The following is a 9,068-nucleotide window of genomic DNA, read 5'->3' as shown; positions in this document are numbered from 1 at the left end:
ATGATGATCGGAATCGGAACGCCAAGCAGAAAAAGAAGAATTGAGCGCATGTTTGCCTCCTCTCAGATCGAAGGTAGTCGGGATTGCCGCGCCGTCAAAATTCGCGCATCCTGCCGCCGATCGTAGCCATGAGGCTGGCGGAGAAGGCACCCATGAGCAGCGCAATGAAGAGCCACAACGTGACGCGGATGGTGGCCTTGCGAACCGCGTCGACGGCTGCGCGCGCCGCGGTCTCCTCGGCATTGAACTTTTCCTGCAAGCGCGACCACGTGGTCGTGACGCGTACGCGTGCAACTGCCGGGGCGAGCCCGGTTTTTTCGGCCACGATGCGCGCTACGTACTCGGTGTCCTCGGCGGAAAGCGCCCCGCCCGCAGGCAGACTGTTGAGGAAAATTCGCGCGATTTCCTGCTTCTGCTGCGCGGTCTCGAGGACCTGTTCGGCATGCAAAGTATTCACCGAACTCGAAGCACCCGAGGCACCCCACGCGCCGGACGCGGCGGCGTCCGCAACCGGACGTAGCATGCCGTCGATCAGATAGCCCATGGGCCAGGTGCCGTATGCGGCTGGGGCGTTGCCGCGATTGAGCGCGGTCGGCCCGCTCGCGGCGTGCGCAGCGTTCTGTGCGCCCGTACTCACGCCCTCTCGGGCCAGCCCGGACATGGCCGAGGTGAACAAGATGGCCGAAAGGAGCGTGGCGAGCGCCCAGGCGAGAAAGCCATGTGCGGTGTCGCGGAAGTGGGTCTCGTCTGTGCCAATACCGGGCCAGTGCCGACGCAACCGCCCCGCGAGATAGCCGCCAAGACCAGCAGACATCACCTGCGTCACGCAAATCCAGATGACGGCCGCCACGCCGAAAGTCTTTGCGTGCGCGCCACTTCCAGGCCAGGGCGAGAGCGACGAAAGCCCGAGGCCCGTGCCGAGCATAAGCAGAATGAGGGCGAAGGCCGCCATGCCCACGGCACCCGCCACGACAGCGCTCCAGGAAACGGCCGAGCGTGGGCGTCCATAGGCCGGCTCTGCAGCGCGCGCTGCAGCGACATCACTTCCCGGTCGATCGATCTCATCCATGGCTCACCCTCGTTTCGGTTGGGACCCTGCATGCGAAGCCACGCAGTGGCAGGCGGGTCAAACGCGACACAGCACGAAGCGTGCCGCACGCGCGAACGTCGGAGACTGGGGGAGGAGGGCAACCGCGGGAACAGTATTGGCGAAGTGCGAAAACCCGCCGACTCCTTCTGGAGGACGCAGTTGGGACCGCACCGCATTCTTTTTTCCGGCACGCGGAGAAGCCCAGCGCCGTGCCGGGCGGCGGCGTGGACGCCCATGGTCAGCCCGACGAAGACAGCCTTGCAGTGCGAGGCTGGCAGCGCGCCGGTGCGCTCGCGCGAATGTTTTCGGCGTCCCGGCACGAGCGCAACGGGCGGTTGCGGCCCGCAGCGGTGTTCGCCACCGGCAGTGGAGCCAGACAGCAAGAGCAAACGCTCGATGCAGATGGTCGAGCAGCTCGCCGGGTTGTTGCGCGAGAGCGCTCACGTGAAGTACGAAACGGCGCATTCGAAAGACGACGGCGTGGCGCTCATGGCCGAGGTGCTCGCGCAGACAGGTGTCGTCCACATTGCGTGGGAACACAAGGCCGCGCGCTTTACGACGGCCGCCATAAATGCCAGAGTGATGCGGCAGTTTTGCGCCTTGTGGTTCGGCTAGGCGTAATGGGAACGATCCGTGCGAGTTCCCGCATGGGCGGCAAGCGGGGGGCGCTCCCATGGTCACTACAGATGCAGACAGGGCAGACGGCGGCCGCCGGTTCGATACTCGCGGGCGGCGCGCGAAGGCGCTTGGCCAGTATGCGAACAAGCCCGTGCGCCTTCTCATGCGCTACGTTTGGGCACACCCGTATGGCCACGCCCTCGTCGTCGCCAGCCTCACCGCGGCTGTGGGCTGTGCGCTCGGGGCACAGTTCGCGATCAGGGACCTCATCGATACATTACCCACCGGTCACGCGCATCCCGCTCGCGTGCTGGATGCGTTCTTCGTCATCGTCGCGCTTCTGTTCGCGGATAACCTCTTCTGGCGTCTCGCAGGTCTTGCCGGAGTGCGAACCTTCGTCGCAGTAACGGGAGACGCGCGGCGCGAACTCTTTGGATATCTCATTGGGCATTCGCCCACCTACTTTTCGAACGCGCAGCCGGGAACGCTGGCAAGCCGGATCTCGGCGACCGCCAATGCCATCTTCACCATTGAAAACACGTCGGCATGGAGCGCGATTCCAACGTTCCTCACGGTGGTCGGATCTGTCGTGCTCATCGGCTGGGTGAGCATAGGGATGGCGTTCGCGCTCGTCGTCATTTCGGCTTTCATGACGGCGTTTCTCTTCTGGCTCGCGAGGAAAGGCAGTGAGCGCCATCTGCATTTTGCTTCGCGGGCCGCCTCCGTAGACGGAGAGCTGGTCGACCTGCTCGGCAATATGCCCACGATCAAGGCCTTTGATGCAACGGCACGCGAATGCCTGCGCTTCGGCAACTTTCTCGATAACGAAATCCGCTCGCGCCAGTCCTCATTGCGTCACCTCGAAAAGCTCAGGCTGGTCCACGCCGTGATGACGGTTGTGCTGTCCTGTTTACTGCTAGGCTGGGTTGTCTGGCTCTGGTCCGGGGAACGTGCCACCACCGGGGACGTCGTGCTGGTGAGCTCGCTTGGCTTCGCCATTCTGCATGGCACGCGTGACCTTGCCGTGGCGCTGGTGGACATGACCCAGCATGTCGCGCGGTTAGCCGAAGCCGCGCAATTCCTGCTCGTGCCGCGGGAAATGGAGCAAAGGATGGGGGTGCCCAACCTGGAGGTTCGCGACGCGAATATCGATTTCGAGGATATCTCGTTCTCATATCCCGGCCGACGTCGCGTGCTGGATCACTTCAGCCTTCATATCGACGCTGGACAGCGCGTGGGTCTGGTTGGGCCGTCCGGTGCCGGGAAAAGCACCGTGCTCGCGCTGCTGCTTCGCTGGTTCGACCCTCCGCCCGGCGCGGGCGCGGTATGCATCTCGGGTCAGCGCTTGCCGGACGTGAGCCTGAAGAGCCTGCACGAGGCGGTGAGTGTCGTGCCACAGGATATTTCGCTCTTCAACCGCTCGCTGCTCGATAACCTGCGCTACGGGCGCCCTGAGGCGACGGAAAAAGAGGTGTTGCAGGCCTGCGAGCACGCAGGCTGCCTCGACTTGATCCGTTCGTTGCCGGATGGTTTGCACACCGTGGTCGGTGACCGTGGCGCGCGCCTTTCCGGCGGCCAACGACAACGTATTGCGATAGCCCGCGCCTTCCTGAAAGATGCCCCGATCCTGTTGCTCGACGAGGCGACCTCAGCGCTCGACAGCGCGTCCGAAGCGGTGGTCCAGGCTGCGCTGGACAAGCTCATGAAGGGGCGTACGGTCGTGGCTATCGCTCATCGTCTTCCGACACTGCAAAACTTCGATCGCATCGTCGTCATCCAGCGCGGGAGGTTAGTGGACGATGGCGCGCCCGGGGACCTCGCGCGCCGCGCGGGCATCTATCGCGATGTGCTGCTTCGCCGCGAGCGGCGCGACGCCGGCAGAACCGCGCGGATCGTAGACAGCTAAACAGGCGACGTGCCGTAGCGGCGCTGACCACCGCGATTGCGGGCGTATGCGACAGCGGAGTGCGGCAGCCGCCGTGTGCGATTGCGCTGGAGCGAAGGCGTTGAGTGCACGGCCCGGCGCGTGAAAGATTTCCTATGCGCGCCGGATCCGGCCAAGTTCGCGCCACGCTGACCGCGCGCGGCAAAGCAGGGGTGTGGCCACACGTGTAATCCTGGTGGGCGAAGCGTGAAAGAGTTTCGGTGTTCATCCGGCCAGCATGGAACTCGTTTTTAACGACTTATTCGGAACGGCGCGACGCCACGGCATCCCCGCGCGGGTCGAGGATCCGGACTTCATTTTCCTTTGCGCCCGACGCGACCGGTGGGCCGCTCGCCCGGACTATTGAGCTGACATCGGTTGCGGCGTCCCCCAGCGCAGCGCTCAGCGCCATGAAATTCCTGTTCAGGCAGCCCTCGGCCTCGTTCACCGCGTCAACCACAGCGTCCACCATGATCTCGTTGACGTGCCGCCAGTATGCGGCGGCTTTCGCCGTGCCTGCAAGCGCGAAGCTCGCCTGCAGGCGCCACGCGCCGAACGGTGATCGCTCGTTGGCAGTTTCAAGGGATACCGCCCGTTGTTCGTTGATCGTCGTATCGATCGCGCGGCTGTTGAGTTCGGCGATGCGCTGCGCCGTTCCCACACAGATCTGCGCCAGATCGCTCATTTCGGCTGTGAGCCAGGGCGTCTGGGAGGGTTCTTTGCCCCATGCGGAGTGGGGCAACACGATGGTGCTTTCGGTCATGGTCGACTCCTTTGCGGTTCGTCGTCGCTGCTTTGCGCTTCGACACAGTTACGGTTGCGGCATCTATGTGCTGCACTGCCGCAACGTCCGTTCCCGCGACCCCGCTAAGCGGAGCACCGCTTGCGCTGCGGTTGACCACTGCAACGGAGGCTCACATGGCGACGAAGGCGACGGAACAAAAAAGCGCGGCTCAAGAGTCGGAAACCAAAATCGACAACGCTGTCGAGGGGACCTTTCCGGCCAGCGATCCACCGGCGATTGGCGGTGCGACGAGGATAGAAACGACGCCTGAGGAGAGTGACCGGGAAGAGCGCATCCGGCGGCGTGCGTACGAGTTGTGGGAGGAAGCGGGATCTCCCGAGGACCACACCGACGAGTACTGGCATAGGGCGAAGGCAGAGATTTTTGCGGAAAAGCCAGACCGCGCGGGAGAGTCTGGTTCGCAATAGCGTGTTCGGAGCGCCACGAGGGACGACGCGCAGCGTGCATTGGGACGGACATTGACCGAAAACGCGGCGGAATTCCACCAGCGTCACTACAGAGGAGCCGGATGCCGGCGCGGTTGCGTCGCGCGCAGCAGATGCCGGTGTTTGCCGAACCCAGCGTGTCGCCACAATTCGATATCGTCGACGAACGCGAGCGCCGCGTGAATATTCTGGCCCGGTCCGACCGCTTACTCCAGACTGAGCCGGCGAAGTTGGCAGCGGCGCGCCATCTGAGCAAGGATGCATTTGTCACGAAATGACTTCTGCGCGTTGGGCCACTCGCTGGAATGCGTCCAAAACGGCATCCTATGCGTGATCAGGGTGCGATCCAGCTGTAGACCCAGATGTCACCTTGACGAACATACAGCGCGCGTTGGTGACAATCCGCTGCCGAAAGGTCTAGCCATTCCAGGCGCGCAGGGCGCAGCTCGACGACGCCGAAATGCTTGAGACCTTCGCCCGGACCAGGAACGTGCGTTTCGTCAAGCTCATCACCCACGTTGCGCATGGGAGTGCCTGGCGCAAGGCGCGTCCGGTAGGCGACGAGATCACGGTCGGGACTGGACCTCCACGCATCAAGTCGCACTTGCCCGTCGCGAATGATGCGGGTTTCGCCCAACACGCGCACCTGCAGGTTGTGAACGGTGTCGACGCCGACGAGCGCGATGCGCGGCTCACGGCTGAGCTCGGCAATCTTCTGCGAGCGCAGATCGGTATGGAAAGTGAGCAGGTTCTTCGTTTCACTGGCACTCCGAAGCAACACTGTGCGCGCGTTCGGGGCACCATCAAGGCTGATCGTCGCCGCCTGCATGACCTTGAAAGGGTGATTGTCTGCGCGCACCGCGGCAGCGAGGCAATCCCAGATGCGGGCATAGAGCTGCTCGAGGTTCCTTGACATGGCACCCTCAGCACTCGCCCGCGAGCGCATGCGCACGGCGCAACGCCGCAACCATCTGGGCGCACGCCCGTTCGCGCGCACCGGCGCTCGGGGCGCGCAGCACGTACGACGGGTGCCAGGTTGCGACGACCATCAGACCGGCGACATGCGCCGCCTGTTTCTGTTCCATGTATTCCTTCAATCGCGCCTTTGGTTCGTGCAGCAACGCACGCAACGCGGTCGCGCCGAGCGCGGCGACAATTTTCGGCCATATCTGCGCGAGTTCGCCCTCCAGCCAGCAGGCGCATGCTTCGACTCCGCGCTGCGCCGGAGTCTTGTGCCGACGGCGGTAAGCGTCCAGGCGAGTGGCATGTCACTCATCCCAGACAATCCCCGACTGAACTGCCCGACATTGGGTGCTGACGAGCTTGGGCCACGTGACGCGATGAAGGGGGCTGCACGCGCCGGAAGCGTCCCTAATCGCTAGCCGGGGTGGTTAGGGGACCAGGCGACAGGCTCATGCCTCGGGTGGTGTGTGTTCCGCCGCGGGAAAGAACGCGTTCCACGCCGCCCGTACGCCCTGCGCGGCGGCCGCCTGCGCGTCGATGTGCTCGCTGTCCGGCGAGATCCCCGGATCCGCATTCAGGCCTCGCCAGTGCGTGAATACGAGCACTGGCTGCTCAGTCCAGTGCCCGTCGACGAACCGGCAGAACGCCGTATCACCGCTCGTGAGCTTGACTTCGTACCAGCCTTCCCGTGCCGGCGGAAATTGGTCCAATGGGAACCACCCGGTGGTCTCGATTTCCATTTGCGCCCCCATTTTAAGCCGTCACACAAGCGAAGCCGCACGTGGCGTACCCGTGACAGACACGCGCCGTGCCGCGGAGCTTACAACCCAGGCGGGGAGCCAAAACAGAGCGGACGAAGTCGGACATACGAAGTTCGGTCTTCGCGTAGGAGATAGTACCCAATTTTATAGCATAGCGGATTTTATAGCATAGCGGATTGAGTGATGAGGACTGCAGATATTTTCTGCCTGCACAATTGTGATCAACATAACTCCCAAAAGAATACCCGCTTCTCAGCTGTCGCCTCGCGGAGCAACGCGGCGAAAAGGAAGTCCTGACATCTTGAGTCTCTGCCCCTACGTGGTGGGGATCAGCGCTAGATCTCGGCGAGCGCTTTCGCGATCTGTGCGATTGCGTCCTGAAGATCGCCCGGCCACATCACATTGCGCTCCGACTTGTTCGCCATGTCTTCGGCCACGGCTGCGATCAGGCGCAGCTTCACTGCGTTTGGGTTGCTCATATTCGTCTCACGATTGAATGGTTAGGGGCGGGCGATTCGTGCGGTAACGCACATAAGTGGTGGTTCCGCGCTCCGATGAGCGTGCTACGCTTTTCGTTCAGCTTGAGAGGAGGCTCCGATGAAAAGCCAACTTTCCGAGTACAAGCCGGGAATTGAGATACACGCGAATGTCTCGAATCATCCGGAGCAAGCGACCTTTACCGGCTGGATCGTGATCACCGACAGGACCAAGAGCGATCAGGTTAGGGATTCCCGGGTTACACCGCGGTGGGCAACGCCCGCAAAGACCCACGAAGAGGCGTGCCGCATCCTGATTCAATTCGGCAGAGACGTGCTCGAAGGCCGCGCCACTGGCGGCGATTTCGTCAACAACGGTTGAGACCATATCCCGTCTTGCGTAACCAAGGTGTCGCGCACTTCGTCGCCGTTGTGACTGGCAAACTTCGTGCGCGTCGATTGAATAGCTGCAAGTTCAAGCTGCTTTCGGACTGCTGCAGCGCGTGCCTGTGAGCAGCCTAGAAACCTGGCGTATCTCAGCCACAGTCGCTCGCAGAATTCCAGCCGCGATCGCCACTGTGACTCGGGTAACGTGGTCGGTCTGCTCGACGACGTGAAGCTGAAGTATCGGAGCAGGTGCGGCGGTGACGGGCTCCGTGAGTGTCATGACCGGTGCGACGGTGTTACTTTCGGTCGTGACTGAAGGTCGTACTTCGCCATGACCGCCTTGCTGGGCGGCGGTTGGCGCGATTTCAGTCACAGCAGCGGGGCGCAGCGGCAGCAGCCACCAGAAACACACGACGGCTTCGAGTGCGGCGGCGAAGACAACGCCGGTCACGAGTTCGGCGCGCGGTGCGGCACGCCGAAGGCGGTCAGGGCGCCACTCACCGGGATCAGCCAGGGCGGCGGCGCGGGCGGCCCTGGCACGGTCCTGCGCTGCCTCGGCGCGGATCGCTTCGGCCTTCTCGATGTCGATCGCCTCCAGCTTCGCGGCGAGCGCCGTGCGCTCAACCCGAAGACTCGTGCAGGCCTCGATGCAGCGGGTTCGGGACGGCAGATGACGGACCCAGCGGGTTGCGGACCGCAGCCGAAAGCTCGCCTGACGTCATCCTCCTCGATATCGGTCTGCCCGGGATGAACGGCCTCGACGTCGCGAGGGAACTTCAGGCATTGTCACCAAAGCATCCTCTGGTACTCTTCGCCCTGACAGGGTTCGGAAGCGTCGAAGATATGTCGCGATCTGCTGAAACCGACTTCAGCCGCCATCTGGTCAAGCGGGTGGACCCGGACATGCTGATTGAACTGTTGCGTGGGATCGGCGCTTCCCGATATGCAGAGAAAGACGCCCGATAAGATTGATTCAAACAGCAGGGCCCGTAAGGCGAGCACCTCCCGCCGCCGGCAATGCTGTTCGGGGACGCTACGAATGCGGGCTTTCCTTGCTGATGATGCTTACCTCGCCGCTCCGCTCAAGAATGGCGGCGGCAACGTCTGACATCGTCCGCGCCCCGAGCGTCTGCCGCACGCTTTCCTCGATATCCGTCGCGGTCAGGAGTGCTTTCGCCATTTCCCGCTGGTTGAACTGTCCGTCCCTGAAAACCTCCCGCTCGATACCCACGACCAGCCGTTCGAGCGCCCGGCTGTACATGCAGGCCCACGCCAGCAAACGATGAAGCAGCACAATCACGCCCGAAGCCACGACCGTAGAAATGAATGGCGATGCACCCACGACCGCGCGGCTCAAGGTCGCGCCCAGCAATATGGCGACAACATAGTCGAAAGCCGAACGCTGGCCGAACGAACGCCGGCCCGATATACGTACGAATACCAGGGCAATCGCAAATACGACCAGCGCCCGCATGCCCATCTGCAGCGCGTTCAGATCCTTTCCCTCGCCGAACAGCGTCGCGATCGCATCCATCTCGCCCTCCATGTACGGGCCGTTATGCGCCGAACAGGTCCCCTGGAGTCCTCATTGCGAAAACCGGCCCGGAGCCCGAGAACTC

At 63.0% G+C, this 9,068-nt stretch carries 14 protein-coding genes; 7 read left to right on the top strand and 7 right to left on the bottom strand.

Going from position 1 to position 9,068, the window contains the following annotated elements:
* Positions 1–94: 94 nt before the first annotated feature.
* Entirely contained in the window at positions 95–970 is an 876-nt protein-coding gene (locus E1N52_RS35730; RefSeq protein ID WP_133188705.1) for a hypothetical protein, read from the bottom strand.
* Between the two features lie 354 nt (positions 971–1,324).
* Between E1N52_RS35730 and E1N52_RS35725 the strand changes: the two genes are divergently transcribed.
* Positions 1,325–1,705 (top strand): hypothetical protein, encoded by a 381-nt coding sequence (locus E1N52_RS35725; RefSeq protein WP_133188703.1) that lies wholly within the window; start codon positions 1,325–1,327, stop codon positions 1,703–1,705.
* A 58-nt stretch (positions 1,706–1,763) separates the two neighbouring features.
* Complete coding sequence (locus tag E1N52_RS35720) at positions 1,764–3,614, top strand: ABC transporter ATP-binding protein (protein ID WP_133188701.1); 1,851 nt, start codon at positions 1,764–1,766, stop codon at positions 3,612–3,614.
* 277 nt (positions 3,615–3,891) lie between these two features.
* Here E1N52_RS35720 and phaP read toward each other — a convergent pair whose 3' ends face one another.
* Positions 3,892–4,395, bottom strand: coding sequence for a TIGR01841 family phasin (gene phaP, locus E1N52_RS35715; RefSeq protein WP_133188699.1), 504 nt, complete (start codon positions 4,393–4,395; stop codon positions 3,892–3,894).
* Positions 4,396–4,550: 155 nt separating this feature from the next.
* Here phaP and E1N52_RS44350 point away from each other — a divergent pair, with 155 nt between their 5' ends.
* Together E1N52_RS44350 and E1N52_RS44345 are read left to right on the top strand one after the other, a co-directional pair.
* Positions 4,551–4,844 (top strand): DUF2934 domain-containing protein, encoded by a 294-nt coding sequence (locus E1N52_RS44350; protein ID WP_165979523.1) that lies wholly within the window; start codon positions 4,551–4,553, stop codon positions 4,842–4,844.
* A 101-nt stretch (positions 4,845–4,945) separates the two neighbouring features.
* Positions 4,946–5,140 carry a hypothetical protein gene (locus E1N52_RS44345; protein WP_165979522.1) on the top strand — a complete coding sequence of 65 codons (195 nt, stop codon included), beginning with the start codon at positions 4,946–4,948 and terminating at the stop codon, positions 5,138–5,140.
* A 56-nt stretch (positions 5,141–5,196) separates the two neighbouring features.
* Here E1N52_RS44345 and E1N52_RS35705 read toward each other — a convergent pair whose 3' ends face one another.
* The 4 genes from E1N52_RS35705 to E1N52_RS44340 form a co-directional block, all read right to left on the bottom strand.
* Positions 5,197–5,778: a pyridoxamine 5'-phosphate oxidase family protein gene (locus tag E1N52_RS35705; protein WP_133188697.1), complete on the bottom strand. Its 582-nt coding sequence runs from the start codon at positions 5,776–5,778 to the stop codon at positions 5,197–5,199.
* Positions 5,779–5,785: 7 nt separating this feature from the next.
* Positions 5,786–6,118, bottom strand: coding sequence for a uracil-DNA glycosylase family protein (locus tag E1N52_RS35700; protein ID WP_133188695.1), 333 nt, complete (start codon positions 6,116–6,118; stop codon positions 5,786–5,788).
* 156 nt (positions 6,119–6,274) lie between these two features.
* Positions 6,275–6,565 carry a hypothetical protein gene (locus E1N52_RS35695; RefSeq protein WP_133188693.1) on the bottom strand — a complete coding sequence of 97 codons (291 nt, stop codon included), beginning with the start codon at positions 6,563–6,565 and terminating at the stop codon, positions 6,275–6,277.
* A 356-nt stretch (positions 6,566–6,921) separates the two neighbouring features.
* Positions 6,922–7,065 carry a hypothetical protein gene (locus E1N52_RS44340; protein ID WP_165979521.1) on the bottom strand — a complete coding sequence of 48 codons (144 nt, stop codon included), beginning with the start codon at positions 7,063–7,065 and terminating at the stop codon, positions 6,922–6,924.
* A 118-nt stretch (positions 7,066–7,183) separates the two neighbouring features.
* Here E1N52_RS44340 and E1N52_RS35690 point away from each other — a divergent pair, with 118 nt between their 5' ends.
* The 3 genes from E1N52_RS35690 to E1N52_RS44330 all read left to right on the top strand — a co-directional run bounded on the left by E1N52_RS35690 (position 7,184) and on the right by E1N52_RS44330 (position 8,415).
* Entirely contained in the window at positions 7,184–7,444 is a 261-nt protein-coding gene (locus tag E1N52_RS35690; RefSeq protein WP_133188691.1) for a hypothetical protein, read from the top strand.
* 336 nt (positions 7,445–7,780) lie between these two features.
* A complete protein-coding gene (locus E1N52_RS44335; protein WP_165979516.1) occupies positions 7,781–8,200 on the top strand; it encodes a hypothetical protein in 420 nt (139 codons plus the stop codon).
* On the top strand, positions 8,137–8,415 hold the full coding sequence (locus tag E1N52_RS44330) for a response regulator (protein ID WP_165979520.1): 279 nt from the start codon (positions 8,137–8,139) through the stop codon (positions 8,413–8,415). Before E1N52_RS44335 ends, E1N52_RS44330 begins: the two co-directional genes overlap by 64 nt.
* A 67-nt stretch (positions 8,416–8,482) precedes the next feature.
* Here E1N52_RS44330 and E1N52_RS35680 read toward each other — a convergent pair whose 3' ends face one another.
* A complete protein-coding gene (locus tag E1N52_RS35680) occupies positions 8,483–8,983 on the bottom strand; it encodes a DUF421 domain-containing protein (protein ID WP_133188687.1) in 501 nt (166 codons plus the stop codon).
* Between the last annotated feature and the right edge of the window lie 85 nt (positions 8,984–9,068).

Origin of the sequence: Paraburkholderia guartelaensis (assembly GCF_004353905.1) — a bacterium.
Lineage (GTDB): Bacteria > Pseudomonadota > Gammaproteobacteria > Burkholderiales > Burkholderiaceae > Paraburkholderia > Paraburkholderia guartelaensis.
The sequence above is the reverse complement of the archived record's forward strand: the minus strand, read 5'-3'. Positions and strand labels throughout refer to the sequence as shown.